Source organism: Mesorhizobium ciceri biovar biserrulae WSM1271 (assembly GCF_000185905.1).
GTDB classification, from domain to species: domain Bacteria; phylum Pseudomonadota; class Alphaproteobacteria; order Rhizobiales; family Rhizobiaceae; genus Mesorhizobium; species Mesorhizobium ciceri.
This window is the reverse complement of sequence record NC_014923.1, coordinates 323,589-350,062: the sequence shown is the minus strand read 5'-3', so window position 1 is coordinate 350,062 and position 26,474 is coordinate 323,589. Positions and strand designations below refer to the sequence as shown.

The 26,474-nt window shown below is 63.5% G+C and carries 24 protein-coding genes and 1 tRNA gene; 16 read left to right on the top strand and 9 right to left on the bottom strand.

What is annotated here, in order from left to right; all coding sequences use genetic code 11:
• Window positions 1–65 precede the first annotated feature (65 nt).
• The 4 genes from MESCI_RS01585 to MESCI_RS01570 all read left to right on the top strand — a co-directional run bounded on the left by MESCI_RS01585 (window position 66) and on the right by MESCI_RS01570 (window position 4,033).
• A complete protein-coding gene (locus MESCI_RS01585) occupies window positions 66–938 on the top strand; it encodes a dimethylarginine dimethylaminohydrolase family protein (protein ID WP_013528187.1) in 873 nt (290 codons plus the stop codon).
• Window positions 935–1,582, top strand: coding sequence for a TetR family transcriptional regulator C-terminal domain-containing protein (locus MESCI_RS01580; protein WP_164919835.1), 648 nt, complete (start codon window positions 935–937; stop codon window positions 1,580–1,582). Before MESCI_RS01585 ends, MESCI_RS01580 begins: the two co-directional genes overlap by 4 nt.
• Complete coding sequence (locus tag MESCI_RS01575; RefSeq protein ID WP_013528185.1) at window positions 1,579–3,156, top strand: 5-guanidino-2-oxopentanoate decarboxylase; 1,578 nt, start codon at window positions 1,579–1,581, stop codon at window positions 3,154–3,156. The genes MESCI_RS01580 and MESCI_RS01575 overlap by 4 nt, the downstream gene beginning before the upstream one ends.
• Before the next feature lie 169 nt (window positions 3,157–3,325).
• A complete protein-coding gene (locus MESCI_RS01570; protein WP_013528184.1) occupies window positions 3,326–4,033 on the top strand; it encodes an SDR family NAD(P)-dependent oxidoreductase in 708 nt (235 codons plus the stop codon).
• A gap of 97 nt (window positions 4,034–4,130) precedes the next feature.
• Here MESCI_RS01570 and rpsA read toward each other — a convergent pair whose 3' ends face one another.
• The 3 genes from rpsA to aroA all read right to left on the bottom strand — a co-directional run bounded on the left by rpsA (window position 4,131) and on the right by aroA (window position 8,113).
• Window positions 4,131–5,828, bottom strand: coding sequence for a 30S ribosomal protein S1 (gene rpsA / locus MESCI_RS01565; RefSeq protein WP_013528183.1), 1,698 nt, complete (start codon window positions 5,826–5,828; stop codon window positions 4,131–4,133).
• Window positions 5,829–6,042: 214 nt separating this feature from the next.
• Window positions 6,043–6,687, bottom strand: coding sequence for a (d)CMP kinase (cmk, locus tag MESCI_RS01560; protein WP_013528182.1), 645 nt, complete (start codon window positions 6,685–6,687; stop codon window positions 6,043–6,045).
• 67 nt (window positions 6,688–6,754) lie between these two features.
• Entirely contained in the window at window positions 6,755–8,113 is a 1,359-nt protein-coding gene (gene aroA / locus MESCI_RS01555; RefSeq protein WP_013528181.1) for a 3-phosphoshikimate 1-carboxyvinyltransferase, read from the bottom strand.
• A gap of 206 nt (window positions 8,114–8,319) precedes the next feature.
• Between aroA and MESCI_RS01550 the strand changes: the two genes are divergently transcribed.
• A complete protein-coding gene (locus MESCI_RS01550) occupies window positions 8,320–8,709 on the top strand; it encodes a TIGR02300 family protein (RefSeq protein WP_013528180.1) in 390 nt (129 codons plus the stop codon).
• Between the two features lie 172 nt (window positions 8,710–8,881).
• Window positions 8,882–8,957: transfer RNA gene (locus MESCI_RS01545), tRNA-Ala, on the top strand.
• Between the two features lie 192 nt (window positions 8,958–9,149).
• On the opposite strand, the gene dgoD is transcribed toward MESCI_RS01545, so the two are convergent.
• On the bottom strand, window positions 9,150–10,298 hold the full coding sequence (gene dgoD, locus MESCI_RS01535; protein ID WP_013528179.1) for a galactonate dehydratase: 1,149 nt from the start codon (window positions 10,296–10,298) through the stop codon (window positions 9,150–9,152).
• Between the two features lie 8 nt (window positions 10,299–10,306).
• A complete protein-coding gene (locus tag MESCI_RS01530) occupies window positions 10,307–10,996 on the bottom strand; it encodes a FadR/GntR family transcriptional regulator (RefSeq protein WP_050596413.1) in 690 nt (229 codons plus the stop codon).
• A gap of 257 nt (window positions 10,997–11,253) precedes the next feature.
• Here MESCI_RS01530 and MESCI_RS01525 point away from each other — a divergent pair, with 257 nt between their 5' ends.
• From MESCI_RS01525 to MESCI_RS01495, 7 genes are all read left to right on the top strand, one after another.
• Window positions 11,254–12,243 (top strand): arabinose ABC transporter substrate-binding protein, encoded by a 990-nt coding sequence (locus MESCI_RS01525; RefSeq protein WP_013528177.1) that lies wholly within the window; start codon window positions 11,254–11,256, stop codon window positions 12,241–12,243.
• 70 nt (window positions 12,244–12,313) lie between these two features.
• Window positions 12,314–13,825 (top strand): L-arabinose ABC transporter ATP-binding protein AraG, encoded by a 1,512-nt coding sequence (gene araG, locus MESCI_RS01520; RefSeq protein ID WP_013528176.1) that lies wholly within the window; start codon window positions 12,314–12,316, stop codon window positions 13,823–13,825.
• An 11-nt stretch (window positions 13,826–13,836) separates the two neighbouring features.
• Complete coding sequence (gene araH / locus MESCI_RS01515) at window positions 13,837–14,787, top strand: L-arabinose ABC transporter permease AraH (protein WP_013528175.1); 951 nt, start codon at window positions 13,837–13,839, stop codon at window positions 14,785–14,787.
• Window positions 14,788–14,800: 13 nt separating this feature from the next.
• Window positions 14,801–15,691: an aldose 1-epimerase gene (locus MESCI_RS01510; RefSeq protein ID WP_013528174.1), complete on the top strand. Its 891-nt coding sequence runs from the start codon at window positions 14,801–14,803 to the stop codon at window positions 15,689–15,691.
• Complete coding sequence (locus tag MESCI_RS01505) at window positions 15,684–16,463, top strand: SDR family oxidoreductase (RefSeq protein WP_013528173.1); 780 nt, start codon at window positions 15,684–15,686, stop codon at window positions 16,461–16,463. The genes MESCI_RS01510 and MESCI_RS01505 overlap by 8 nt, the downstream gene beginning before the upstream one ends.
• A gap of 14 nt (window positions 16,464–16,477) precedes the next feature.
• A complete protein-coding gene (locus MESCI_RS01500) occupies window positions 16,478–18,190 on the top strand; it encodes an IlvD/Edd family dehydratase (protein ID WP_013528172.1) in 1,713 nt (570 codons plus the stop codon).
• An 11-nt stretch (window positions 18,191–18,201) separates the two neighbouring features.
• Window positions 18,202–19,107, top strand: coding sequence for a dihydrodipicolinate synthase family protein (locus MESCI_RS01495; protein WP_013528171.1), 906 nt, complete (start codon window positions 18,202–18,204; stop codon window positions 19,105–19,107).
• 14 nt (window positions 19,108–19,121) lie between these two features.
• On the opposite strand, the gene MESCI_RS01490 is transcribed toward MESCI_RS01495, so the two are convergent.
• The 4 genes from MESCI_RS01490 to MESCI_RS01475 form a co-directional block, all read right to left on the bottom strand.
• The gene (locus MESCI_RS01490) at window positions 19,122–19,868 is read right to left on the bottom strand and encodes an SDR family NAD(P)-dependent oxidoreductase (protein WP_013528170.1); all 747 of its coding nucleotides are present in this window, start codon (window positions 19,866–19,868) and stop codon (window positions 19,122–19,124) included.
• A 66-nt stretch (window positions 19,869–19,934) separates the two neighbouring features.
• Window positions 19,935–21,446 carry a UxaA family hydrolase gene (locus tag MESCI_RS01485; protein WP_013528169.1) on the bottom strand — a complete coding sequence of 504 codons (1,512 nt, stop codon included), beginning with the start codon at window positions 21,444–21,446 and terminating at the stop codon, window positions 19,935–19,937.
• Window positions 21,447–21,628: 182 nt separating this feature from the next.
• The gene (locus MESCI_RS01480) at window positions 21,629–21,958 is read right to left on the bottom strand and encodes an L-rhamnose mutarotase (protein ID WP_013528168.1); all 330 of its coding nucleotides are present in this window, start codon (window positions 21,956–21,958) and stop codon (window positions 21,629–21,631) included.
• Between the two features lie 19 nt (window positions 21,959–21,977).
• Window positions 21,978–22,652, bottom strand: a complete 675-nt coding sequence (locus tag MESCI_RS01475; protein ID WP_013528167.1) for a GntR family transcriptional regulator — start codon at window positions 22,650–22,652, stop codon at window positions 21,978–21,980.
• 324 nt (window positions 22,653–22,976) lie between these two features.
• Here MESCI_RS01475 and MESCI_RS01470 point away from each other — a divergent pair, with 324 nt between their 5' ends.
• From MESCI_RS01470 to MESCI_RS01460, 3 genes are read left to right on the top strand one after another with little or no spacing between them, the layout of a single operon-like run.
• Entirely contained in the window at window positions 22,977–24,479 is a 1,503-nt protein-coding gene (locus tag MESCI_RS01470) for a sugar ABC transporter ATP-binding protein (RefSeq protein WP_013528166.1), read from the top strand.
• A complete protein-coding gene (locus tag MESCI_RS01465) occupies window positions 24,476–25,474 on the top strand; it encodes an ABC transporter permease (protein ID WP_245268583.1) in 999 nt (332 codons plus the stop codon). The genes MESCI_RS01470 and MESCI_RS01465 overlap by 4 nt, the downstream gene beginning before the upstream one ends.
• Window positions 25,474–26,469, top strand: coding sequence for an ABC transporter permease (locus MESCI_RS01460; RefSeq protein WP_013528164.1), 996 nt, complete (start codon window positions 25,474–25,476; stop codon window positions 26,467–26,469). The genes MESCI_RS01465 and MESCI_RS01460 overlap by 1 nt, the downstream gene beginning before the upstream one ends.
• The last annotated feature ends 5 nt before the right edge of the window (window positions 26,470–26,474 follow it).

Here is a 26,474-nt window from a genome sequence, read left to right as displayed (position 1 = left end):
TGTGCAAGTGTATAAATAGCCTTCCATGAAATTTTCTCGATTTTTTTCAGCGAAAAAGGACTTCGATGAGCGCTTTCGGATCACAGTCCATGGCGGCGCCGCTGCGCCGCGTGCTGATGCGGTCGGCGGCCAACGCCATGCGCAATGCCGACAGGGTTGCCTGGCACTATGGCCCGGGATTCAATCCGGCGAAAGCGGCATCGCAGCACGCGCTCCTTGCTGAACTGGTGGCGGCTTCCGGTGCCGAAATCGAATGGATCGAGGACACGGCGGATGGACTTTCGGACTCGGTGTTCACGCACGACCCGTCGCTGATGACCGATCGCGGCGCGCTGATTCTGTCCATGGGCAAGCCGTTGCGCGCCAGGGAGCCCTCGCTGCATGAGGAAACCTATCGAAGGCTGGGCATTCCAATCCTGGGCCGCGTCGAGGTTCCTGGCCAGGTCGAAGGCGGTGATTGCGTATGGCTCGATGCCCGTACGCTGGTGATCGGGCGCGGTGTCCGCTCCAACCAGGAAGGCATCCAGCAGGTTTCCAACCTGCTGACGCCGCTGGGCGTTTCCGTCTACGGCTTTGATCTTCCGCTGTGGCAAGGCGAAGAAGCGTGCCTGCATCTGATGTCGGTGATCAGCCCGCTGGCCGACGACCTCGCACTGGTCCATTCACCGCTTTTGCCGGCCTCATTCTATCAGATGCTGAAGGCGCGTAACATCCGGCTGGTCGAAGGCGACGCCGAAGAGTTCGCGGCTTCCAACGGCCTTAGCCTGAACGTGCTGCCGACCAGCCCACACAAGATCATTGCCGTCGCGGGCTTTCCAAAGACCAAAGCCGCGATGGAAGCCGCCGGCTGCACGGTCGAAATCTTCGAGGCGGATGCGCTCTGCATCGCCTGCGAGGGCGGGCCGACATGCCTGACGCGACCGATCCTGCGCCAATGAATATGCCATCCCGCCGCAGGTTCCGTCGCGAGGGCGAGGAGCGGCGGCGGCAGGATCTGATCGAGGCCACTCTGGACAGCGTGGCGGAACATGGCCTGCAGGGCGCCACCTTGCGCACCATCGCATTGCGTGCCGGCGTCACCGCCGGGCTGATCCGGCACTATTTTCCCGGCAAGGAAGAATTGCTGCAGGAAGCCTATGCAGCGCTGATGGGCCGCATGACCGAGCAGGCGAAAGCGGCTTTGGTCATGGAGAATGCCTCGCCTCGCCAGCGCCTTGCGGCTTTCGTCACCGCCAACCTCAATGCGCCGATTATCGACGCGCGGGTGTTTTCGCTCTGGGCAACCTTCATCGGCCGCGCCAGAGCGGATCCGACCCTGGCCCACGCCCACCGCGAAGGCTACCTTGGTTTTCGCAATGAGGTGGAAGCGGTTGTGGCCGAGGTGCTCGCCGCCGAACGGTGCAAATCGGACGCAAGCCAATTGCGCCACCATGCCATCGCGATTAATGCGATCATCGACGGACTCTGGATCGAAGGCTGCCTGGCCGGCGAGATGTTCTCGCCCGGCGAATTGGCGGCGATCGGCATCAAGGCCGTCGAGGCCGAACTAGGCCTCGCGCCGGAAGGGGAGGAAAACCAATGACGACACTCGGCGAAGCGCTCATTTCGCTGCTCGAAGCCCATGGCGTCGACACGGTCTTCGGGATTCCCGGCGTCCACACGGTAGAACTCTACCGCGGGCTAGCGCGCTCCAAGATCCGCCACGTCACACCGCGTCACGAACAGGGCGCCGGCTTCATGGCCGATGGCTACGCACGCGCCAGCGGCAGACCGGGCGTCGCCTTCGTCATCACCGGACCGGGGCTGACCAACACCATCACCGCCATGGGGCAGGCACGCGCCGATTCGGTGCCGATGCTGGTGATCTCAGGCGTCAACGCCACGCCGACGCTGGGCAAGGGGCTGGGCCATCTGCACGAATTGCCGGATCAGCGCGGCATGATGGAGAAGGTGGCGCTGTTTTCGCAGCGCGTTACCGAGGCTGGCGAATTGCCCGGCGCGCTGGCGCAGGCCTTCGCCCTGTTTTCATCGGCCCGGCCCGGCCCGGTGCATATCGAGATCCCGACCGACGTCATGGTCAAGCCGGCGGATGGCATCGCTGCCATGCTGAGCAATGTGACGCCGCCCGTGCCGGAAGGTGTCGCAATTGCCAACGCGGCCAAACTCATCAGTGCAGCGCGCCGCCCGCTGATCCTGGTCGGCGGCGGCGCCAAACGCGCCGAAGCGCCACTGCGGCGTCTGGCCGAACGGCTGGGGGCGCCGGTCGTCCAGACCACCAATGCGCGCGGCCTGCTGCATGGTCATCCGCTTTGCGTGCCGGCCAGTCCCAGCCTGAAGACAGTACGGGCGCTGATGGCCGACGCCGACCTGGTCATTGCCGCCGGCACCGAATTCGGCCCGACCGACTATGACGGCTACAGCGATGGCGGCTTCGTCCTGCCCGCCAACCTGATCCGCATCGATATCGGCGCGGACCAGCTTGCCCGCCGCCCGGCGACGGTTTCGATCCAGGCCGATTGCGCCGAGGCGCTCGAAGCACTGCTTCTGGAAACCCGCCATGTCCGGGCAAGCGAGGGCGGATCGTCGCGCGCCGCTACTACACGCAAAGCAGCCTTTGCCGAGCTCAATCCGACACTGCAGGGGCAGGTGCGCGCCGTCGAGATGATCCGCGACGCTTTGCCGGGCGCGCTCATCGTCGGCGATTCGACGCAGCCGATCTATGCGGCCAACCTCTATTACGACCATGATCGGCCAGGCGGTTGGTTCAATGCCGCCACCGGCTTCGGCGCGCTTGGCTACGGCCCGCCGGCCGCAATTGGCGCGGCCCTTGCGATACCCGATGCGCCGGTCGTCTGCCTCACGGGTGACGGCGGCTTCCAGTTCACGCTGCCGGAACTGGGCGCCGCGCTCGACGCGCGGGTACCGGTCATCTTCGTCGTCTGGAACAACAGAGGCTACCGCGAGATCGAAACCTCGATGCTCCATGTCGGCGTCGAGCCGGTCGGCGTATCGCCGGCGCCGCCGGATTTCTGCAAGCTGGCCGAGGCCTATGGCATCGGCGCCGAACGGCTTGCCGATATCGATGCTCTCGCGGACGCGCTGAAGCGCGCCCGGGCCACCGGACTGCCGCGCGTCATCGAAATCACAGTTGACTGAAGCGCGGGTTTCCCGTTTTGGCGGGCCACGGCTGAAGTGTCGGACGCATGCAAAGACGCGACAACTGCCATGTCGAGATGTCAATTGAGTGATGGCGCAAAAGGCGCGACGCTTCGCGTCGGCGGCACAGAAACGACCTAACGATAAAAAAATGACAGGAGCGTCCAAGATGACGGAAACACTTGAAGGCAAGCATATCGTCGTGACTGGTGGGACCGGTGCGCTCGGCGGTGCGGTTGTCGGCAAACTGCTGAGCGACGGCGCGATCTGCCATGTGCCCAATGCTCATGCCGCCGCCCCTACGCATTTCCCCTTTACCTCGCATGACCGTGTCCAGCTGGTGCACAACGTCGATCTCTCGGACCCCGCGAAGGTCGAAGCGTTCTATAGCCAGGTTCCGGGCCTTTGGGGCTCGATCCATCTGGCTGGCGGCTTCACCTCGGCGCCTGTTGAAAAGATCGAGTCGGCGTCCTTTGCCGAGATGATGGACACCAATGCGCGCACCGCCTTCCTGTGCTGCCGCGCCGCGATCCGCTCGATGCTGTCGTCGGACACGGCGGGCCGCATCGTCAACGTCACCGCGCGCGCCGGGCTCGATCCGCGGCGCGGCGCTGGCATGGTCGCTTACGCCGCCAGCAAGGCGGCGGTGGCAGCCATGACGGTGGCGATGGCCGAAGAGCTGAAGCACAAGGGCATCCTGGTCAATGCCGTGGCGCCGTCGACGCTAGATACGCCGGCAAACCGCACCGATATGCCGGATGCCGATGTCACAAGATGGGTCAGCCTCGAAGCCGCCGCCGAGGCCATCGCCTATCTCGCCTCGCCGGCCAATCAGGCGATGAGCGGCACGCTGGTGCCGCTTTACGGCAGGGCGTAACTGTCCAACCTTTACCTAGGTCAAAGAAAAACCCCGCCGGATCGCTCCGGCGGGGTTTTGTTTTGGAGCCTGTGCGAAGGCTTCGCGGTGCGAAGACTTAGCTGCCCTGCTTCTTCAGCGCGGCACCCAGGATGTCGCCCAGCGAAGCGCCGGAGTCGGTCGAGCCGTACTGAGCGACCGCTTCCTTCTCTTCGGCGATTTCCAGCGCCTTGATCGAGACCTGCAGCTTGCGGGTCTTCTTGTCGAAGGCGATGACGCGGGCATCGACCTTCTGGCCGACGGTGAAGCGCTCGGGGCGCTGTTCGTCGCGGTCACGGCTCAGGTCGGAGCGCTTGATGAAGGTTTCGATGCCGCTGTCGACCAGCCGCACTTCCAGACCGCCATCCTTGACGCCGATGACTTCGCAGGTGACGACCGCGTTCTTGCGCAGTTCGCCTGAAGTCGCCGCTTCGCCGACCGTATCCTTGGCCAGCTGCTTGATGCCGAGCGAGATGCGCTCCTTGTCGATGTCGACGTCGAGCACCTGCGCCTTGACCATGTCGCCGCGATTGTACTCTTCGATGACCTGCTCGCCCGGACGGGTCCAGTCGAGGTCGGAAAGGTGCACCATGCCGTCCACGTCGCCTTCGAGGCCGATGAACAGGCCGAACTCGGTCTTGTTCTTGACCTCGCCCTCGACCTGGCTGCCGACCGGATGGCTCGAGGCGAAAGCCTGCCACGGATTCTCGAGCGTCTGCTTGAGGCCGAGCGAGATGCGGCGCTTGGCCGGATCGACCTCGAGCACCACCACGTCGACTTCCTGGGTCGTCGACAGGATCTTGCCGGGATGCACGTTCTTCTTCGTCCACGACATTTCCGAAACGTGGATGAGACCCTCGATGCCCGGCTCCAGCTCGACGAACGCGCCGTAGTCGGTGATGTTGGTGACGGTACCCTTGATCTTCTTGCCGATCGGGAACTTGGTGCCGATCTCGGACCACGGATCGCTCTCGAGCTGCTTCATGCCGAGCGAGATACGGTGGGTTTCCTGGTTGATGCGGATGATCTGCACCTTGACCGTCTGACCGATGTTGAGGATTTCGGTCGGATGGTTGACGCGGCGCCATGCCATGTCGGTGACATGCAGCAGGCCGTCGATGCCGCCGAGGTCGACGAACGCACCGTAATCGGTGATGTTCTTGACGACGCCTTCGACAACCTGGCCTTCTTCGAGGTTCTGCACGATTTCCGAACGCTGTTCGGCGCGGCTCTCTTCGAGCACGGTACGGCGAGACACCACGATGTTGCCGCGGCGGCGATCCATCTTGAGGATCTCGAAGGGCTGCGGGTTGTGCATCAGCGGGGAGACGTCGCGGATCGGGCGGATATCGACCTGGCTGCGCGGCAGGAAGGCCACGGCGCCGTCGAGGTCGACCGTGAAGCCGCCCTTGACCTGGTTGAAGATAACGCCTTCGACGCGCTCACCCTTGGTGAACTTCTCTTCGAGGCGGACCCAGCTCTCTTCGCGACGGGCCTTCTCACGGGAAAGCATTGCTTCGCCAAGCGCGTTTTCAATGCGCTCGACATAGACTTCGACGGTGTCACCAACCTTGAGGGTAGTGTCCTTGCCCTTGACGCCGAATTCCTTCAGCGGCACGCGGCCTTCGACCTTGAGGCCGACGTCGATGATGGCCATGTCCTTTTCGATCGCCGTGATCGTGCCCTTGACGACCTGGCCTTCGCCGGAGTGACCGGTGGTGAATGATTCTTCGAGCAGGCTCGCGAAATCATCGCGAGTGGGATTTGCAGCTGACATTGTTTCTCCTGGAGTGCCCCGCATCTCAAGCGGGACGGGCGCCGTGGGTTAGCGTTGCGTTGGCCTGCCGGCGTTCCGGGCTACAAAAGCCCTGGGCCGCTCTTTAAGCGGCAATTCCGGCGCATGAAGAATGCTGGCAGGCTGGTTCGTGCCCGATATGGGTATTTTCTTCGCCTCCGACAACGGAAAGACGAGGGAAAAACCCGGATCAGGCCTAGTCTCTCTTGGCCAAGACGTCATCGATGATCGCCATGGCTGCAAGAAACGCGGCTTCTATAGCCATTTCGCTGGTATCAAGCAAGTGCGCGTCGGCGGCCGGCTTCAAAGGTGAGTCCGCTCGACCCATGTCGCGCTCGTCGCGGCGCATGATATCGGCGAGGATCTCGGTAAAATCAGCGGTCCCGCCGATGCTCTCGATCTCGGCCAGCCGGCGCTGTGCCCGCACCTCGGCGCTCGCCGTCACATAGAGTTTGATGTCGGCGTCGGGGCACACCACGGTGCCGATGTCGCGCCCGTCGAGCACCGCACCCGGCGGCGTCTTGGCGAAGTCGCGCTGCTTTTCGACGAGGATGCGCCGCACGGTCGGGTACACCGCGACCTTGGAGGCCGCCTCGCCGACCGCATGCGCCGACAAGACCGTCCGGTCGAGCTTTGCCAGATCGACCTGGCGGGCAGCGGTTTCAGCCGCCGAGACATTGTCGAGCGGCAGCGCGTGCTGGATGAGCGCATAGGCCACGGCACGGTAGGTGAGGCCGGTGTCGAGCAGGTTGAGGCGGTAGTGGTCGGCCAGCCGGCGGGCGAGGGTGCCCTTGCCGGCGCCGGCGGGGCCGTCGATGGCGATGGTGAAGACGTGTGTCATTGGCAGACCGCCGAAAGGGTTGGGCGCTGGCCTGCCAACGTACCAAGGCTATTGGTTGCCACGACCGTCACCCGATCTCCGCGCCCAGCGCCGTCATCAGCCCCATGAACTCCGGAAAGCTGGTCGCGATCATGGCGGCGTCGTCAATGGTCACCGGCTTTTCCGTCGCCAGCCCCATGACCAGAAAGCTCATGGCGATGCGGTGGTCGAGATGGGTCTGCACGGTGGTGTCCTTGCCGTTGGGATGGCCGCCAAGGCCCTTGCCGCCCGGTTTGCCGCGCACGGCAAGCGAAGCTTCGCCCTCGGTGCAGTCGACGCCGTTGAGCGTCAGCCCGTTGGCGACGGCCGACAGCCGGTCGGATTCCTTCACCCGCAGCTCCTCCAGCCCCTGCATCAGCGTTTCGCCCTCGGCGAAGCTCGCAGCGACCGCCAGCACCGGATACTCGTCGATCATGGACGGCGCCCGCTCGGGCGGCACGATGACGCCCTTGAGCTCGGAGTAACGTACCCGCAGGTCGGCGACATCCTCGCCGCCGGCATTGCGCGGGTTGAGGATGTCGATGTTGCCGCCCATCTCCTGCAGCGTCAAAAGCAGGCCGGTGCGGGTCGGGTTCATCAGTACGTTTTCGATCGTGATGTCCGAACCCGGCACGATCAGGGCGGCCACCAGCGGGAAGCCGGCCGAGGACGGGTCGCCCGGCACGGCGATGGTCTGGCCGGTCAGCTTGCCCTGGCCTTCGATGAAGATGTGGCGCACGCCACGCTCGTCGGTTTCGACCGACAGATTGGCGCCAAACCCCTTCAGCATCTTTTCGGTGTGGTCGCGTGTCATCACCGGCTCGATCACCGTGGTGATGCCGGGCGTGTTGAGGCCGGCGAGCAGCACTGCGGACTTCACCTGCGCCGAGGCCATCGGCACGCGATAGGTGATCGGTGCGGCATGCTTGGGTCCATGCAGTGTGATCGGCATGCGGTCGCCCGGCGTCGCCTTCAGCACCTGCACGCCCATCTGGCGCAAGGGTTCCAGCACACGGCCCATGGGCCGGCCCGACAGCGAGGCATCGCCGATGAAGGTCGTCTCCATGTCATAGGTGCCGACAAGGCCCATGGTCAGCCGCGAGCCGGTGCCGGCATTGCCGAAATCGAGCGGGCCTTCCGGCTGCAGCAGCGCGCCGTTGCCGGTGCCGCGGATCACCCACTCGTCGCCGTTCTTCTCGATATGCGCGCCCATTGCCTTCATGGCCGCGCCCGTGCGCATCACGTCCTCGCCTTCGAGCAGGCCGGTGATGCGGGTCTCGCCGGAGGCGAGGCCACCGAACATGAAGGAACGGTGCGAGATCGACTTGTCGCCCGGCACGCGCGCGATGCCTGAAAGGGCAGGGGATTGGCGGGCGGTGGCCGGCTTGGGGGCGGCGGCGTGAGACATGGAATTTCCCTGGACGGAATGCCGGCGGGCCGGCGCTTTTCATTTGTTGCGGCGGTCTCGTACCACGGTGGGCCGAAATGGTCATCCCCATGGTCGTCACTTCACGCGAGGCCTTTCAATGCATGGTTTTGTGACGCCGGCTTTTCGCTTTGACAGCGCTGCAAACTGTGGTTAAGGGGACCACTCTTTTATTGACGAGGCTTGCCGTGGCAAAAACCGAACTTGGCACAAAACGTATCGACCCGGAGACGGGCCGAAAATTCTACGACCTGAACAAGGACCCGATCGTCTCGCCCTACACCGGCAAGACCTATCCGCGTTCCTATTTCGAGGAAGGCAAGATTGCCGCTCTCGAGGAGGAAGAGGAAGTGGCCGAGAAGGAAGTGGACGCCGAGGAAGAAGAAGGCGTTGAGGTCGTCTCGCTCGAAGAGGCAGATGAGGACGTCAAGGGCGACGACCTGCCGGATCTTGGCGACGACGAGGACGACGTTGATCTCGGCGACGACGAAGATGACACCTTCCTCGCCGACGAAGAGGAAGAAGATGACGACGTTGCCGACATGATCGGCGTCGGCGACGACGACGACGAGGTCTGATCGGCCTTGAAAGCGGGCGTTTGCGGGCTTTCGAGGACTGTGAAGAAAAAGCGACTCTCGAAGGCTTGATATCTGAGAAGGGCGGGGTTAGAAGCCGCCTGCACTAACGGCGCGGTCTCCAACCCGCGCCGGATCTCTTCGCCGGAAACGGCGCCGGTTGACTGCCGGAAGTGGGGCCATAGCTCAGTTGGGAGAGCGCTTGAATGGCATTCAAGAGGTCGTCGGTTCGATCCCGATTGGCTCCACCAAACAGTCCCTCTGCAATTCGCAGCCGATGAATGTGCCGCACTGCGGTCATCTGCGTTTGATGGTCAATTCGGCAACGCCGCTGAAAGCCCCTCGATCAAACCGAACGAACGAGCCATTTCTCGAGAGCAACTGCTCGCCGGACAAAGTCTTCATTATTCCTGGAGTGCTTGGAGTCTGAAAGCCAGCCCGGATCACCACTCGGCGAAGGAACCGTCCTTGTGGCGCCAGATCGGGTTGCGCCAGCGGTGGCCTTCCCTGGCGCGTTCCTTGACATAATCCTCGTCGATCTCGACACCCAGGCCCGGGCCGTCGGGAATGGCGACATAACCATCCTCGTAGCGGAAGACATCCTTGTTGGCGGCATAGTCGAGCAGGTCGTTGGCGGCGTTGTAGTGGATGCCGAGGCTCTGCTCCTGGATGAAGCAGTTGTAGCTGACCGCGTCGAGCTGCAGGCACGCGGCAAGCGCGATCGGCCCGAGCGGGCAATGCGGCGCGACCGCGACATCATAGGCTTCCGCCATCGCCGCGATCTTGCGGCATTCTGTGATGCCGCCGGCATGCGACAGGTCGGGCTGGATGATGTCGACGACGCCTTCCTCGAACACGGACTTGAAGTCCCAGCGGCTATAGAGCCGCTCGCCGAGCGCGATCGGTGTCGAGCCAAGCGCGGCGATCTCCTTCAGCGCCTCGCGGTTTTCGCTGAGCACCGGCTCCTCGATGAACATCAGCCTATAGGGTTCGAGTTCCTTGACGAGCGCACGCGCCATCGGCCGGTGCACGCGGCCATGAAAATCGACAGCGATGCCGATGTTGGGCCCGACGGCCTCGCGCACCATGGCGACGCGTTCGACAGCGGCGTCGATCTTGTCATGGTTGTCGACGATCTGCAGTTCTTCGGTACCGTTCATCTTGAGCGCCAGGAAACCGCGCGCAACCATTTCCCTGGCGCCGGCCGCGACCTCCGCCGGGCGGTCGCCGCCGATCCAGGAATAGACCTTGATCGAGTCGCGCAGCTTGCCGCCGAGCAGTTCGTGCACGGGCACGCCGAGCGCCTTGCCCTTGATGTCCCACAGTGCCTGGTCGATGCCGGCAATGGCGCTCATCAGGATCGGGCCGCCGCGGTAGAAACCGCCGCGGTGCATCACCGTCCAGTGGTCCTCGATCAGGCGCGGATCCTTGCCGATGAGATAATCGCCAAGCTCCTTGACCGCCGCCTCGACGGTCAGCGCCCGGCCTTCGACCACCGGCTCGCCCCAGCCGGTGACGCCGGCATCGGTTTCGATCTTCAGGAACAGCCAGCGCGGCGGAACGATGTAGGTGGTGAGCGAGATGATTTTCATGCGCAGTCTCAATTGCTTTTGAGTTTCTTGGCGCTGACGAGGTCGCGCGCCGCGAGGTCGAGGATCTTGTTTGCCGCCCCACGCGCGGCATCGGCATTGCGCATACGCAGCGCCTCGACCACCTCGCGGTGCGCCGCCACGGCCTCCATGCGCCGGTCGAGCGAAATCACCGCCGTCGCCTCCAGCGAGAATTTCAGCCCGGTGTCGATGAGATTGCCGATCTGGCGAAAGATCGGGTTGTGGCTCGCAGCATAGACGATCTGATGGAAAGCGATGTCACTGCGCGAGAAGGCGGCGAGATCCTCGCCGGCGCCGGCCATGCCGCGCCAGGTGGCTTCGAGATCGGCGATCTCCTGCAGCGTCGCGCGCGTGGCGGCGAGTTCGGCAACCAGCGGCTCGATGGCCCGGCGAGTCTCAAGAATGGCGTCGAAGAGCTTGTCGTCCAGTGCATGCGGCGCGTGCCAGGCCAGCACCTGCGGGTCGATGATGTTCCAGTCGTCCTCGTTGCAGACGATCGTGCCGACGCGTGGCCGCGACAGCACCAGCCCTTTTGCCGCCAACACTTTCAGGGCCTCACGGATGACGGTGCGGCTGACGCTGTATTCGACGCCGAGCTCGTTTTCGGTCGGCAGTGAGGAGCCGGCCGGATAGCGCCCGGAAAAGATGTCCGAGGCAATCGCCTTGGTCACGTCGGGCATGACGCGCGGGCGGCGAGTGGCTGTGTCGCCTTGCGGTTTCTTCAAAGTCCCGGTCACCTCAGCCCTCCTCCAAGGCGGCGAACCGCTGGTTTTGCACAACCGGTCCGGCCTTAACGGATGCGGATCAATTGCGCCAGCGATCGCTGGTCAGAGCATGTACATTAATTATCATACCAGATCAATTGACGAGTATGATAAAAGCGATTAGAGACTCCGGCATCCGGGCTGAGCGCCCGGTCTATCGCTGGGAGGTAATCATGCGACTTTTGAAGACCGCGCTCGTCGCGGGCGCGCTTGCCGTGCTGTCCGTCACGACCATCGCTGCATATGCTCAGGACACCAAGATCGGCTTCATCGTCAAACAGCCCGAGGAGCCGTGGTTCCAGGACGAATGGAAGTTCGCTGACCAGGCCGCCAAGGAAAAGGGCTTTACCCTGGTCAAGATCGGCGCCGAAGACGGTGAGAAGCTGATGTCGGCCATCGACAATCTCGGCGCCCAGGGCGCGCAGGGTTTCATCGTCTGCACGCCCGACGTGAAGCTCGGCCCCGGCATCGTTGCCAAGGCCGCCGCCAACAATCTCAAGCTGATGACTGTCGATGACCGCCTGGTCGGCGCCGACGGCAAGGCGCTGGAAGACGTGCCGCATATGGGCATCTCGGCAACCAAGATCGGCGAGGCGGTCGGCCAGGCGATCGTCGACGAGATGAAGGCGCGCGGCTGGAAGGCCGACGAGGTCGGCGCCATCCGCGTCTCCTATGACCAACTGCCGACCGCCGTCGACCGCGTCGAAGGCGCCATCTCGGTGCTCAAGGCAAACGGCTTCAAGGCCGAGAACATTTTTGACGCCCCCCAGGCCAAGACCGATACGGAAGCTGCCCTCAATGCGGCGACCGTCGTGCTCAACGCCCATGCCGAGATCAAGAAGTGGGTTTCTTTCGGCCTCAACGACGAAGCGGTGCTGGGTGCGGTGCGTGCTTCCGAAAGCGTCGGCATCCCCGCTGATAGCGTGATCGGCGTTGGCATTGGCGGCGCGGATTCGGCGATCAACGAGTTCAAGAAGCCGACGGCCACCGGCTTCGTCGGCACCGTGATCATCTCGCCGAAGCGTCATGGCTACGAAACGGCGCTCAACATGTATGACTGGGTTGCCAGCAACAAGGAGCCGGAGAAGCTGATCCTGACTTCCGGTGCACTCGCCAAGCGCGACGACTACCAGAAGGTCCGCCAGAGCCTCGGCATCGAATAATCCTCCCTGTACAAACAGGCGGCGGCTCATCCCGCCGCCTGTTTGCCATTCCATAAGAGGATCGCTGCCCGTGTCCTTTCTCGACTTCTCGCACATCACCAAGACCTATCCGGGCGTCAAAGCGCTGTCGGACGTCTCGTTCGGCGTCGACAAAGGCGCCGTGCATGGGCTGATGGGCGAGAACGGCGCCGGCAAATCCACCCTGATCAAGATACTGTCCGGCGACCAGCATGCCGATCAGGGCGAGATCCGCATCGACGGCAGGGTTCAGGCCTATACCTCGACCCGGGATGCCTTCGACAATGGCGTCATCGTCATTCATCAGGAACTGCAGCTGGTTCCTGAACTCACCGTTGCCGAAAATCTCAGCCTCGGTCGTTTCCCTGCCAACGCCGGCATCATCGCCGGCCGCCGGATGCTGGACGACGTCGGCGCCAAGCTGAAATCGGCCGGCATCGACATCGACATGCGCCGCAAGGTCAAGACGCTGTCCATCGGCGAACGCCAGATGGTCGAGATCGCCAAGGCGATCATGCTCGACGCACGCGTTATCGCGCTGGACGAACCGACCTCGTCGCTGTCCTCGCGCGAAAGCGAAATCCTGTTTGCCCTGATCGACCGCCTGCGCGGCGAGGGCAAGGTCATCATCTACGTGTCGCACAGGCTCGACGAAGTGTTCCGGCTCTGCGACAGCCTGACCGTGCTGCGCGACGGCAAGCTGGCGGCGCACCATGCGTCGCTGAAAGGCGTCACCCGCGACCAGGTCGTCGCCGAAATGGTCGGCCGCGAGATTTCGGATATCTGGGGTTTTCGCGCACGAAAAACGGGCGATGTCCGCCTGAAGGTCGACGCTCTCAGCGGCCCCAAACTGGAGACGCCGGCCAGTTTCGAGGCGAGGGCAGGCGAGATCGTCGGCTTCTTCGGCCTGATCGGCGCCGGGCGCTCGGAACTGATGCGTCTGGTCTATGGCGCCGATCCGCGCTCGGGCGGCACCATCACCGTCGATGGCAAGCTGGTCCCTGCCACCGATCCGCGTGGTACGATCCGGGCCGGCATCGTGCTGTGTTCGGAGGACCGCAAGCATGACGGCATCATCCAGGGCCGCTCGGTCGAGGAGAACATCAACATCTCGTCGCGGCGCCATCACACGCGCTTCGGCGTGTTGAACCGCGCCAGCGAGATCGCCACCGCCGAAACCTTCATCAAGAAGCTCAAGGTGCGCACGCCGTCGCGCAAGCAGGACATCATCAATCTCTCCGGCGGCAACCAGCAGAAGGTCATTCTTGGCCGCTGGCTGTCCGAACAAGGGGTGCGGGTTCTCATTGTCGACGAGCCGACGCGCGGCATCGACGTCGGTGCCAAATCGGAAATCTATGAACTGCTCTACCAGCTTGCGCAGGACGGCATGGCGATCGTTGTCGTCTCGTCCGAACTGCCGGAGGTGATGGGCATCTGCGATCGCATTCTGGTGATGTGCGGCGGCCGCGTCAGCGCCGAGCTCACCCGCGACCAGTTCGCCGAAAGGGCGATCCTGGCCGCCGCTCTCCCCGATCAGAAAACCCCCGACGCGATCGCATCTTGAGGACTTTTGGCATGACCGACCAGTTGAAAAAAATCCTGCTCGGCGAACAGGGCCTCGTCGTCATCTTTGTCGTCGCCTTCGCGCTGGTGTCGGCTCTGGTGCCGAATTTCCTCACCGACCGCAATATGCTCGGCCTGCTGCAGTCGGTGGTCACCGTCGGTATCGTCGCCTGCACCATGATGTTCTGCCTTGCCGCACGCGACTTCGACCTGTCGGTCGGCTCCATCGTCGCCTTTGCCGGCATGGTCGCTGTGATGGCGTCGAATTACACCGGCTCGATCCTGCTTGGCCTCTTGGCGGCAATTGCCAGCGGCGCCTTCGTCGGCTTCATCAATGGCGTCGTCATCGCCAAATTCCGCATCAACGCGCTGATCACGACGCTGGCCACCATGCAGATCGTGCGCGGGTTTGCGCTGATTGCGTCCGACGGCCGCGCCGTCGGCATCAACAGCCCGGATTTCTACCAGCTCGCGCTGTCCAAACTGCTCGGCATTCCGACGCCGGTCTGGGTGCTCGCCATCCTGTTTTGCATCTTCGGCTTCGTCCTCAACCGCACCGTCTTCGGCAAGAACACATTGGCCATCGGCGGCAATCCGGAGGCTTCGCGCCTTGCCGGCGTCAATGTCGACCGGACGCGCATCTGGATTTTTGCGCTGCAAGGCGTCGTCTGCGGCATCGCCGGCATCCTGCTGGCGTCGCGCATCACCTCGGGCCAACCCAACGCGGCGGTCGGACTGGAACTCTCGGTCATCTCGGCCTGCGTGCTCGGCGGCGTCTCGCTTGCCGGCGGCCGCGCCACCATGTCGGGCGTCATCGTCGGCGTGCTGATCATGGGCATCGCCGAGAACGCCATGAACCTGCTCAACATCCCGGCCTTTTACCAGTACATCGTGCGCGGCGTTATTTTGCTCCTGGCCGTGCTGCTCGACAATCTGCGCTCGTCGGCTTTGGGCCGGCGTTGAGTCGGGGCAGGGCATGTCGGCTGGAATACTACTGGAAAGCAATCGGCTGTGCGTCGAGATCAGCCCCTCTGGCAGCGCAATCGTCAACGGCCATACGGCCGACGGGGTGCCATTCCTGCGTCCCTACCAAGGCGAGGCCGAGTTCGACGTTGTGCACTGCGCTTGCTTTCCGATGGTGCCGATCGGCAATCGCGTCGAGGGCAATGCGTTTTCCTGCGGCGGTCAAAACTTCACGCTGGCGCCCAACACGACTGATCCTTTCTATATTCACGGTGACGGCTGGCAGGCGAATTGGAAGGTCGAGGAGCATCGCGTCGACCGCCTCGATTTGGCCTTCGATCAGCCGCGCCGCGTCGACTCGCCCTATGTCTACCATGCGCGACAGTCGTTCCGGCTCGCCGGCGCGCGGCTGGAACTCCGGCTTGCCGTCGAAAATACCGGCGTCATTCCACTGCCATTCGGCCTCGGTTTCCATCCATTCTTTCCGCGCACGCCGCGGACGACCTTGTTTGCGCCGGCCGAAACCTGGTGGACAGAGCGCGACGGGCACCTTCCAGCGTCCAGGAGCGCCATTGCCGACGATGTCGATTTCTCAACGCCGCGCCATTTGCCCGACCGTTGGCTGAACAATGGCTTCGAAGGGTGGAGCGGCATCGCGCGCATCATCTGGCCGGAGCATTGTCTGGGGATCGACATCGAGGCGGACGCGGAGCTCGACCGCTACATGCTCTTTGCGCCGGACACGGACCGAAGCTTCTTCTGCCTGGAGCCGATGAGCCATACCCCAAATGCGTTGAAGCATTTCGATGCCGACCCAATGGGGATCAAGGTACTTTCCCCCGGCGAGGTTCTCAGAGCAAGATTCGCAATGACCGTCTTCGACTGGAGCGACAACCATGGCTGAGCGCCTTTCCGGCAAACGCATCTTCCTGACCGGCGCCGCGCAAGGCATCGGGCTGGCGATCGCCGAGGCCTGCCTTGCCGAAGGCGCAAGACTGTTCCTGGTCGACCGCGACGGCGCACTGCTGGACAAGACCGTCGCGGGCCTCGCCGTGCCGCGCGGCCATGTCGGGCATGCGGCAGCCGACATCAGCGACGGTGCCGCGATTGCCGCTGTCGTCAGCCAAGCGGCCGCCGAGATCGGCCCCATCAACGCGCTGATCAACAATGCCGGGGTCAATGTGTTCTCGACGCCGCTCGAGGCGACCGAGGAGGAATGGAACCGCAACTTCGACGTCAACGTCAAGGGCGCCTGGAATTGCAGCAAGGCGGTGTTGCCGGGCATGATCGCGAGCGGCGGCGGCGCCATCCTCAACATCGCCTCGACGCACAGCTTCACCATCATCCCACACACCTTTCCCTATCCGGTCGCCAAGCACGCGCTGCTCGGCCTGACCAAATCGCTGGCGCTCGAATATGCGGCGCAAGGGGTGCGCGTGAACGCGCTGGCGCCCGGCTATGTCGAAACCCAGAAGGCGATCGACTACTGGAACAGCTTTGCCGATCTGGCCACAGCACGCGCCAACACCATGGCGCTACATCCTGGCGGCCGCATCGCCACGGCGCGCGAGATTGCGCTGGCTGCGGTGTTCATGATTTCCGACGAGTGCCCGTTCATGAATGCGGCCACGCTCGTCGTAGATGGTGGGCTGAGCCAGCTCCAGCATCCAGCCTGAATTCCGGGAAAATCATGACCAAGAGACGATCGCAGCACTGGTTCGGCGGGCAGGGCAAGGACGCCTTCATTCACCGCAGCTGGATGAAGAACAACGGCCTGCCCGACGATGCCTTCGACGGCCGCCCGGTGATCGGCATCTGCAACACCTTCTCCGAATTCACGCCTTGCCACGTGCATTTCCGTGGCCTGATCGAGCACATCAAGGCGGGCGTGCTGGAAGCCGGCGGCCTGCCGCTGGAATTCCCGGTCTTCTCCTGCGGCGAATCCAATCTGCGCCCGACGGCGATGCTGTTCCGCAATCTCGCCTCGATGGATGTCGAGGAAGCGATCCGCGGCAATCCGATGGACGGTGTCGTGCTGATGGCAGGCTGCGACAAGACCACCCCGTCGCTGGTCATGGGCGCGGCCTCCTGCGACCTGCCGTCGATCGTCATTTCCGGCGGGCCGATGCTCAATGGCCGTTTCCAGGGCCGCGAGATAGGTTCCGGCACCGATGTCTGGAAATTCTCCGAGGATGTCCGCGCCGGCGTGATGAGCGAGCAGGATTTCGCTAATGCCGAGAGTGCCATGTCACGCTCGCCGGGTCATTGCATGACCATGGGCACGGCCTCGACCATGGCCTCGATGGTCGAAGCGCTCGGCCTGGCGCTGCCGGGCAACGCTGCCTATCCGGCGGTCGACGCGCGCCGCAGTCGCATCGCCCGCATGACGGGGCGGCGCATCGTCGAGATGGTCAATGAGAATCTCCGCCCGTCCGCCATCCTCAAGAAAGAAGCTTTCGCCAACGCCATCCGTGTCAATGGTGCCATCGGCGGCTCGACCAATGCGGTCGTGCATCTGCTGGCGATTGCCGGCCGCGTCGGCACCGAACTGACACTGGACGATTGGGATCGGTATGGCCGCGATGTACCGACCATCCTCGACCTGATGCCGTCAGGCCGCTTCCTGATGGAGGACTTCTGCTACGCAGGCGGCATTCCGGCGGTCATGAAGGAGATTGGCGATCTGCTCGATCTCGACGTGCTGACCGTCACCGGCAAGACCGTGCGCGACAACATCCGTGACGCTGAAAACTACAATCCCGAGGTGATCCGCCCGCGCGACAAGGCGCTTACTCCCAATGGCGGTATCGCGGTGCTGCGTGGCAATCTGGCGCCCGACGGCGCCATCATCAAGCCGTCAGCCGCGTCACCGGCCCTGATGAAGCATCGCGGCCGCGCCGTCGCCTTCGAGGACATCGACGACTACAAGGCGCGCGTCGACGATCCCGCGCTCGACGTCGACGAAGCGTCGATCATGGTGCTGAAGAATTGCGGGCCCAAGGGCTATCCGGGGATGGCCGAGGTCGGCAACATGGCGCTGCCCCGGAAGCTGCTGAAGCAGGGTGTCCGCGACATGATCCGCATCTCCGATGCCCGCATGTCCGGCACCGCCTTCGGCACCGTCGTGCTGCATGCCGCACCCGAAGCCGCCATCGGCGGCCCGCTGGCGCTGGTCAGGAGCGGCGACTTCATCGAGCTCGACGTCGAAGCAAGGAAGCTGCATCTCGACGTGTCGGCACAGGAGTTGGCGCGGCGTCGTGAATCCTGGCTACCGCCCGTCCCGGCGATGCGCGGCGGCTATCAGGGCCTCTACGTCGACCGTGTCCTGCAGGCGGACCGCGGCGCCGATCTCGACTTTCTCGTCGGATGCCGTGGCCACGCCATTCCACGCGAAAGCCATTGAGGCCGACCAGCATGCCCAATTTCCGGCCTGACGATTTCCACGGCATTCACGCCATTCTCTACGCGCTCTTTGACGCGAACGAACAACTGGACCGCGCGGCGATGCGTCGGCAAGTCGAGATCTGCCTGGCGACCGGCGTGCACGGTATGGCGGCGCTCGGCCTGGCGACGGAAGTCGCCAAGCTGACCGAGGCCGAGCGCCGGACGATCATGGACTGGACGGCGGAAGATACGGCTGGAAAAGTGCCGCTTGCCTTCACCATCTTCGGCGCTTCGGTGGCTGAGCAGGTGGCACAGCTTCGCCATGCTGAAAGCGTGGGAGCGGATTGGGTGATCCTGCAGCCGCCGCCGGTCGGATCCTATGGTGCGCCGGAATACACCAGGTTCTTCGGCCGCGTCGCCGAGGCAACCGACCTGCCGGTGGCGATCCAGAACGCGCCGGCGTTTTTCGGGCGCGGCCTGTCATCGGACGAGATCCGCGAACTCGTCACGCTTCATCCCAACATAAGGCTGATCAAGGGCGAAGGCCCTGTCACCGACATTGCCGGATTGATCGAACGCACCGAAGGCCGGATACCCGTTTTCAACGGACGCGGCGGCCTTGAACTGATCGACAATTTCCGCATCGGTTGCCGCGGCATGATCCTGGCGCCTGATGGCATCGACCTCGCCGTGCGCGCCTACAATGCGTTTCGGATCGGTGACGAAGCGACGGCCGAGGCCGAGTATGCAAGAATGCTGCCGGCAGCGGTCTTCGTCATGCAGGGCATCGAGAACCTGATCTGCTACGGCAAGCGGTTGTTCGGCGCCCGTGCCGGCATCCCGATACACGACCGGGCTCCGGCGATGCGGCCCAACGAGACCGGCGTGGCGATGGTGGCGCGCTTTGCGGCTGGCCTCGGTCGGTTACCTGGCTGAACGGCAACTGCCCTTCAATAGGTCGTCCGCCCACCCGACAGGTCGAACGTGGAGGCGGTCGTGAAACTGTTCTCCTTGGAGACGAGCCAGGCGACCATCGCCGCGGCTTCGTCGACCTCCAGCAGGCGGCCGCGCGGAATGCGCGAGCGCATATATTCGATGTGCTCCGGCGTCAGCTGTTCGAGGATGCGCGTCTGTGCCGTGGCCGGCGAGATGCAGTTCACGGCGATGTCGTACTGCGCCAGTTCCTTGCCGAGCGACTTGGTCAAGCCGATGACCGCCGCCTTCGAGGCTGAATAGGCGGAGGCGTTGGGGTTGCCCTCCTTGCCGGCGACCGAAGCGATGTTGACGATCCGTCCGTAATTGCGCTCCTTCATTCCGGGAACCACGGCGCGATTGACGTAGAACGTACCGTTTACGTTGACGTCGATGACCTTCTTCCACGTCTCGATGTCGTAGACGTCGAGCGGGGCGGCAGGGCCGGCAATTCCGGCGGAATTGACCAGAATGGAAATCTTGCCGGCCAGATCTTCGGTCCTGGCGCGCGCCGCGTCCACCGACGTCCAATCGGCGACGTCCACGATCTCTGTCGTGGCAGCGTTGCCGAGTTCCTTCTTGGCGGTTTCGAGGCGGGCCTCATCGAGATCCCACAAGCTGACCGTCGCGCCGGAAGCGACGAAACGCCTGGCCATCGCAAAGCCGAGGCCTTGGGCGCCACCGGTGACCACAGCGTGCTGGCCGTCAAGATCGATCCTGTTCATGTCGAGCGGTTCTTTCCGTTTGAGCTACTTCCGGGATAAAGGCCGGCCTGTGCAGGCCGGCGATCGCTACATGGTCGCGCCAAGGCTCCATGGCACGAACTCGTTGTCGCCATAGCCGAGCGCTTCCGACCTGGTGCGCCCGCCGGAAGCGACGCGCAGGATCTCGGCAAATATCTCCTCGCCCTTCTCGGCCAGCGAGACGCCGTCCAGTATGTCTCCGCAATTGATATCCATGTCCTCGCGCATCTGCTCGAAGATGAAGGTGTTGGAGGCAAGCTTGATCGAGGGCGTCGGCTTGCAGCCGAAGGCCGAACCGCGGCCGGTGGTGAAGCACAATATGTTGGCGCCGCCGGCGACCTGCCCGGTGGCCGAGACCGGGTCGTAGCCGGGCGTATCCATGAAGACGAGGCCGCGCTCGTTGATCGGCTCGGCATATTCCAGCACCGCCCGCAGATTGGTGGTGCCGCCCTTGGCGGAAGCGCCGAGCGATTTCTCCAGGATGGTCGTCAACCCACCCAGCTTGTTGCCGGGCGAAGGGTTGTTGTTCATCTCCATGTCGTGCCTGGCGGTATAATCCTCCCACCAGCGGATGCGTTCGATCAGCTTTTCGCCCACCGCGCGGCTCTCGGCGCGCAAGGCGAGGAGATGTTCGGCGCCATAGATCTCGGGCGTCTCCGAGAGCACCGCCGTACCGCCTTGCCCGACAAGCAGGTCCACCGCAGCACCTAGTGCCGGATTGGCGCTGATGCCGGAGTAACCGTCCGATCCGCCGCATTGCAGCGCAAGCACCAGTTCGGAGGCTGGTTGCGGCGTCCTTTCGGCGGCGTTCACCGTAGGCAGCATGTCGACGATCGCCTTCACGCCAGCCTCGACCGTCTTTCGCGTACCGCCGGTTTCCTGGATGGTCATCGTGCGGAAAATCGTGCTCTCCTTGATGTTGTACGACTGCATCCAGCGTGGGATCTGGAACGCTTCGCAGCCGAGTCCGACCATCAGCACGCCGCCGATATTGGGGTTCGTGGCAAAGCCCCATTGCGTCCTTTTCAACAGGTCGTAAGCGGGACCCTTGGTGTCGATGCCGCAGCCAGTGCCGTGGACGAGTGCGATGATACCGTCGACATTGGGATAGTCGCGCAGGATGCCAGACCGGTTGACCTCGTCGGTGATGAACCGGGCGACGCTGGCAGAGCAGTTCACCGAGGTCAGGACGGCAATGAAGTTGCGCGTGCCCACCTTGCCGCCCGGCCGGCGGTAACCCATGAAAGTAGCGCGCTCGGCCTCGGCAACGATCTCGGTTTGCCTGGTATTCGTGCCGAAGACGTAGTCGCGTTCGAAATTTCGCAGATACACATTGTGCTCGTGAACCCAGTCGCCGGCGACGATTGGTTCCCGCGCAAAACCGATGGTCTGGCCGTATTTCACGATCGGCTGGTCCGAGCCGATGTCGCGCAAGGCCATTTTGTGCCCGCGCGGTATGCGTGCCCTGGCAGCCACGTCACCGGCTTTTTCGCCGATCTTCAACGGATCGACCGCCAGAAGAATGTTGTCGGCCCCCGAAAGCTTGATGAACCGCGCCATGACCCAAACTCTGAAAAAGTTCTCCGCGACAGGAGGTCGAGAGACAAGAAATGATTTGGAATACTAGTATAATAGAATGTCAGAGGTCAAGGCCGGAGACTGGATGAGGTCGTCATGAAAGACGGACCGGTCGCCACGTCGTTGGGGCATATCCGGGAAGCGACTGCCCGATAACGTTCTGGTCAATCGAGATGGAAGACCTCTTCCATGGCCGCCCACCATTCGCCGTCGGCGCGCGTCGGCAGCGGCGTCTGCATGGGGCCGCACAGTTCCCACCATTTGCGCATGGCCGGCGACTCGCTCATCCGCGCTGCATCCTTGGCGAAGTCGCTGCCGTGATACTCCCAGCAGGCGAACAGAGGGTTCTCCGGTTCGCGCAGGAAGATCGAATAGTTGCGGATGTTGGCGCGGCTGATGACGTCGAGCACTTCGGGCCAGACGGCGGCGTGGACGCGCTTGTAGTCCGCGATCGCCTCGGCTTTCACGCCGATACAAAGTCCCATTCTTTGCATGCTGGTTGCTCGCGGGGCTTCAGCCGAGAAGGTCGGCGGCGACTTCGAGCGTGTTGCGGAACGACGTCTCGAGATGATGTTCCATGGCCCGTGCCGCACCCTCGGCGTCGTGGCGCTTCAGCGCGTCGAAAATGGCCTCGTGCTGCTCGATCGTCTGTTCGCCATAACCCGGTCTTGGGATAGCGAGATAGCGCCCGCGATCCATCTGTGCCTTCGAGATGTCGACGGCTCTCCAGATCATCGGCAGGCCGCAGATCTCGGCTATGGTGCGGTGGAAGACATCGTCGAGTTGTATCGCGGTGGCATATCTGCCGCGGGATATGGCAAGCCGGTGCGCCGCCATGTTGTCTTCCAGCAATTCGCTGGCTGCCGCCGTGAACTTGGCGGCCGCGCGTCGGGCGCTTTCCATCTCCAGTGCCCGCCGGATGACATAGGCTTCTTCCAGGTCGGCCCGGCTGATCGGAGCAACATAGGTGCCGGTCTGCGCCAGGATCTTGACCAGGCCCTCGTCGCTGATGCGCTTGACCGCTTCGCGAACGGGGGTGCGAGACACCCCCAGGGCCTCCGCGATGGCGACCTCGTTGATGACCTCTCCCGGCTTCAGCTGCCCGACGACGATCAGGTTGCGGATCTTGTGGTAGATCTGATCGCGGAGCGGAAGAGCCCGATTGAGCGTCGAAGGATCCAGGTCCATTGCAAATCCGTGTCTTCGTTCACCAGAAATGGCCAGATAGTACTAGAATGTCAATTGGAACGCATCCAATACAAGCGTGGGGGTCGGTGACGCACGACGTCATGACGACCCGCCGGAATCCAGCTTGCCAGAACTGTTATATTAGTGCAATAGTGAGGATGAACGATGGAAAATTCAGTCCGGGACTGAGGCCTGGATCTTCAACAGCGCAGGCCATTCAAGCTTGTTCGAAGAAGCCCGAACTGCGTTTGCAGCGCTATTATACTAACATATCGAAGGCCGATGTAGCGCACCGGCCGGCCGCCAGGAGGAACCTAGCCAGATATGACCGTCGCCGCCGATTGCGCCTTGGATATGCGAGGCATCAGCAAGAACTTTCCAGGCGTGAAGGCTCTGTCCAACGTCAATTTTGCCGTGAAATTCGGCACCGTTCATGCGGTCGTGGGTGAGAACGGCGCCGGCAAATCGACGCTCATGAAGATCCTCAACGGATCCTACGCGCCCACCAGCGGCACGATCAAAGTCGGTGACGCCGAGGTGCGCATGCGCCGGCCCGCCGACGCCCAGGCGCTCGGCATCCGCATGGTGCACCAGGAAATCAATCTGGTCCCCGACCTGACCGTCGCCGAGAACGTCTATCTCGGCCGCATGCCCGGCAAATGGACCTTTCTGCGCAAGCGCGAGATGGTCAGGGCGGCGGCTGCCGTCCTCGACGAGCTCGGAGCGGCCATTAATCCGCGTGAACGGCTCGGCAACCTTTCTATCAGCCAGCAGCAGCTCGTCGAGATCGCCAAGGCCTATGCGGCGCAGCCGAGGATCATCGTGCTGGACGAGCCGACATCCAGCCTCAGCGAGCATGAGACGGCGGCGCTGTTCCGGATCCTGCGCAAGATGCGCGATGACGGCATCGCCATCGTCTACATCAGCCATCGGCTGAAGGAGGTGCTCGAAATCGCCGATGAGGTGACGGTGCTGCGCGATGGCTCAATGATCCAGACGCGTCCGATCAAGGGCATAAAGGCTGCCGATATGATCAGGCTGATGGTCGGTCGCGAAGTTAGCAATGTCTTCCCGAAAAGTCCGGCCGCGATCGGCAAGTCCGTGTTGCGCGTGGAGCATATCAGCGACGGACAGCGCTTCCGCGATGTCAGCTTCGAAGTGCGCGCCGGCGAGATACTGGGCTTGACCGGCTTGGTGGGCGCTGGCCGCACCGAGGTTGCCCGCGCAATCTTCGGCCTGTCGCGGCTTGTCGAGGGCACGGTCAGCGTCAACGGACGCGAGGTCTCGATCAACTCGCCATCCCAGGCGGTCAGGGCAGGCATTGCCTATGTTCCGGAAGATCGCAAGGGCGATGGCGTCGTGCCTGGAATGTCGGTCCGGGAAAACATCAGCCTGCCCATCCTGCGCCGCCTGACCCGTTTCGGGCGCATCAGCCGCAGCGCCGATCGCGCGCTTGCCCGGGATTCGGTCAAGCAGTTTTCGATTTCACCGCCCGACGGCGAACGGCGCATCAGCCTTCTGTCGGGCGGCAACCAGCAGAAGGCGGTCATCGCCAAATGGCTTGCCGCCAAACCTTCGGCCTTGATCCTCGACGAGCCGACGCGGGGCGTCGACGTCGGCGCCAAGGCCGAGATCCACCACATCATCGGCCAACTCGTCGCCGGCGGCATGGCGGTCGTGATGATCTCGTCGGAACTGCCCGAAATCCTCGGAGTCTGCGACCGCGTGGTGGTGATGCGCGATGGCTATGCCTCCGAGCCTCTCTTGCGCAGCGAATTGAGCGAGGAGCGCATCATGGCGCTGGCCACCGGGGAGGAGATGGCTTGAGCGAAGCGGCCATGGAGATCGGTGGCGTGAACCGCAACGACCGCTTTACGCGTGGCAGCAGGCTTGTCGATGTCCTGTCGAAGGCGGGGCTCGCCTTCGCCATCGTCGCCGTGATGCTCTACGGCTCCCTCGTCAGCCCCGCCTTCTTCACGTCAGGCAATTTGCTCAACGTCCTGACCTCGATGTCTATCGTCGGCATCGTCGTCGTCGGCATGACCTTCGTGCTCGTGGTCGGCGGCCTGGCCGACCTGTCGGTGCCGGCCACCATCGCCTGCGGCGCCATCCTGTCGCTCGGGCTGCAGCCGATGATCGGGCCGCTGCCGGCGTTCCTGCTGGCGGTGGGTCTCGCGGGCCTCATAGGCCTGCTCAACGGGGGCCTGGTCGGATATGTCGGCATCAATCCCATCATTGCCACGCTCGGCGTTGGCACGATCGGACTGGGCATCGTCCAAGCGGCTGTCGGCGGGGTCATCGTCTATGGCAGCAATCCCGCCTCAGCCGAATTCGCCAAGGGCCGGCTGTTCGGCATTCCGGTCGTGGTGTTGATCTTCCTGGTCATCGCCCTTGTCGGCCATTTCGTCCTGTCCCGCTCCTTCTGGGGTAGATGGACGCTCGCCACCGGCGGCAATTACAGCGCCGCCGAGGCTAGTGCGGTTCCGGTGCGGGCCGTGAAGGCTGGCGCCTTCGTGATCACCGCACTGGCTTCCGGCATCAGCGGCGGCCTGCTCGGACTGACGCTGCAGAGCGCGCGGCCGCTCATCGGCGGCGGCTACGAATTCAGCGCCATCACGGCGGTGGTGGTCGGCGGCGTGTCGATCGTCGGCGGCTTCGGATCGGTGCCGCGGGCCATTGCCGGCCTCATCTTCGTGCAACTGCTGACCAACGTCATGGTGCTCGACGGTGTGCGCACGCCAATCCAGGGTTTCCTGCTCGGCATCCTGATCGTCGGTGCCGTCGGCATGGATGCGGCATTGCGCAAGCGGGGCGTGGCGTGATGCGTTTTCTTTCGCTTGTCTCGCAGCATCGCGTCGTCATCATTCTCGGCCTGACGCTCGTCATTTCCGCGCTGTTGGTCCCCGGCTACCTCTCGGCATCGACGCTCGGCCTCGGTCTCGACCGGGCGGCGACGATCGGCCTGATCGCGGTCGGCCTGACGGTGCTTTTGATATCGGGCCAGATCGACCTCTCCGGTGGCGCCGTGTTTGCCCTGGCCGGCATCGTATCGGTCATCCTGCAGCGAGAGATCGGCATCCTGCCTGCCGCGATCGTCGGCATCCTGGTCGGTACCCTGGCAGGCGCCATCAACGGCATGCTGGTCGTCGGCCTGAAGGTGAATTCGCTCGTGCTGACGCTCGCGACGATGCTGATCTTCCGCTCACTCGCGCACTGGATCACCAACAGCCAGCCTGTGACCGGAACCGACATCATGCTCTCCCTGGCGCTGGCCAAGATCTATCTCGATGTCTTCACCCTCCGCAGCGTGCTGTTCATCGCCCTGATCGTGCTGCTGCATTTCTGGCTGACGCGCACCATACCTGGGCGCAACGTCTTTGCGGTGGGGTCCAATCCGGCGGCTGCCAAGGAAAGCGGTATCGCCTCGGACCGTATCGTCTTTCTCGGCTTTGTCTTTGCCGGCACGCTTGCCGGCCTGGCGGGGGTTCTCCAGAGCCTCGTCACCAACACCGGCTCGCCTGTCTTCGGCTCGGAACTGACGGTCGCCGTCATTGCCGCGGTCGTTGTCGGCGGGACTCGTCTCGAAGGCGGCAAGGGATCCGCGCTCGGCACGCTCGGCGGCGTGCTGACGATCGGCTCGCTGACCATCGCGATGGAGTTCCAGTCCGTTCCCGCATACGTCCAGCAGGTCGTGTCCGGGCTTATCCTGATCCTGCTCGTCGTGCTCGATCGGGCCGTTACCACCAAGGGGAGGGCTTCGGGCACGCGTCCGGCGCTCGTTCGCGACAATCCAATCACTCAAGGAGGAACCACATGATTGGG

Bases quoted from the DNA above. Each gene is read 5' to 3' on its own strand.
- MESCI_RS01480 (WP_013528168.1), bottom strand. From the start codon at position 21,958: ATGCAAAGAATGGGACTTTGTATCGGCGTGAAAGCCGAGGCGATCGCG.
- MESCI_RS01580 (WP_164919835.1), top strand. From the start codon at position 935: ATGAATATGCCATCCCGCCGCAGGTTCCGTCGCGAGGGCGAGGAGCGG.
- MESCI_RS01495 (WP_013528171.1), top strand. From the start codon at position 18,202: ATGCCCAATTTCCGGCCTGACGATTTCCACGGCATTCACGCCATTCTC.
- rpsA (WP_013528183.1), bottom strand. From the start codon at position 5,828: ATGTCAGCTGCAAATCCCACTCGCGATGATTTCGCGAGCCTGCTCGAA.
- MESCI_RS01585 (WP_013528187.1), top strand. From the start codon at position 66: ATGAGCGCTTTCGGATCACAGTCCATGGCGGCGCCGCTGCGCCGCGTG.
- MESCI_RS01525 (WP_013528177.1), top strand. From the start codon at position 11,254: ATGCGACTTTTGAAGACCGCGCTCGTCGCGGGCGCGCTTGCCGTGCTG.
- MESCI_RS01530 (WP_050596413.1), bottom strand. From the start codon at position 10,996: ATGCCCGACGTGACCAAGGCGATTGCCTCGGACATCTTTTCCGGGCGC.
- MESCI_RS01490 (WP_013528170.1), bottom strand. From the start codon at position 19,868: ATGAACAGGATCGATCTTGACGGCCAGCACGCTGTGGTCACCGGTGGC.
- MESCI_RS01460 (WP_013528164.1), top strand. From the start codon at position 25,474: ATGCGTTTTCTTTCGCTTGTCTCGCAGCATCGCGTCGTCATCATTCTC.
- MESCI_RS01510 (WP_013528174.1), top strand. From the start codon at position 14,801: ATGTCGGCTGGAATACTACTGGAAAGCAATCGGCTGTGCGTCGAGATC.
- MESCI_RS01485 (WP_013528169.1), bottom strand. From the start codon at position 21,446: ATGGCGCGGTTCATCAAGCTTTCGGGGGCCGACAACATTCTTCTGGCG.
- aroA (WP_013528181.1), bottom strand. From the start codon at position 8,113: ATGTCTCACGCCGCCGCCCCCAAGCCGGCCACCGCCCGCCAATCCCCT.
- cmk (WP_013528182.1), bottom strand. From the start codon at position 6,687: ATGACACACGTCTTCACCATCGCCATCGACGGCCCCGCCGGCGCCGGC.
- MESCI_RS01570 (WP_013528184.1), top strand. From the start codon at position 3,326: ATGACGGAAACACTTGAAGGCAAGCATATCGTCGTGACTGGTGGGACC.
- MESCI_RS01475 (WP_013528167.1), bottom strand. From the start codon at position 22,652: ATGGACCTGGATCCTTCGACGCTCAATCGGGCTCTTCCGCTCCGCGAT.
- MESCI_RS01470 (WP_013528166.1), top strand. From the start codon at position 22,977: ATGACCGTCGCCGCCGATTGCGCCTTGGATATGCGAGGCATCAGCAAG.
- MESCI_RS01505 (WP_013528173.1), top strand. From the start codon at position 15,684: ATGGCTGAGCGCCTTTCCGGCAAACGCATCTTCCTGACCGGCGCCGCG.
- MESCI_RS01500 (WP_013528172.1), top strand. From the start codon at position 16,478: ATGACCAAGAGACGATCGCAGCACTGGTTCGGCGGGCAGGGCAAGGAC.
- dgoD (WP_013528179.1), bottom strand. From the start codon at position 10,298: ATGAAAATCATCTCGCTCACCACCTACATCGTTCCGCCGCGCTGGCTG.
- araH (WP_013528175.1), top strand. From the start codon at position 13,837: ATGACCGACCAGTTGAAAAAAATCCTGCTCGGCGAACAGGGCCTCGTC.
- MESCI_RS01575 (WP_013528185.1), top strand. From the start codon at position 1,579: ATGACGACACTCGGCGAAGCGCTCATTTCGCTGCTCGAAGCCCATGGC.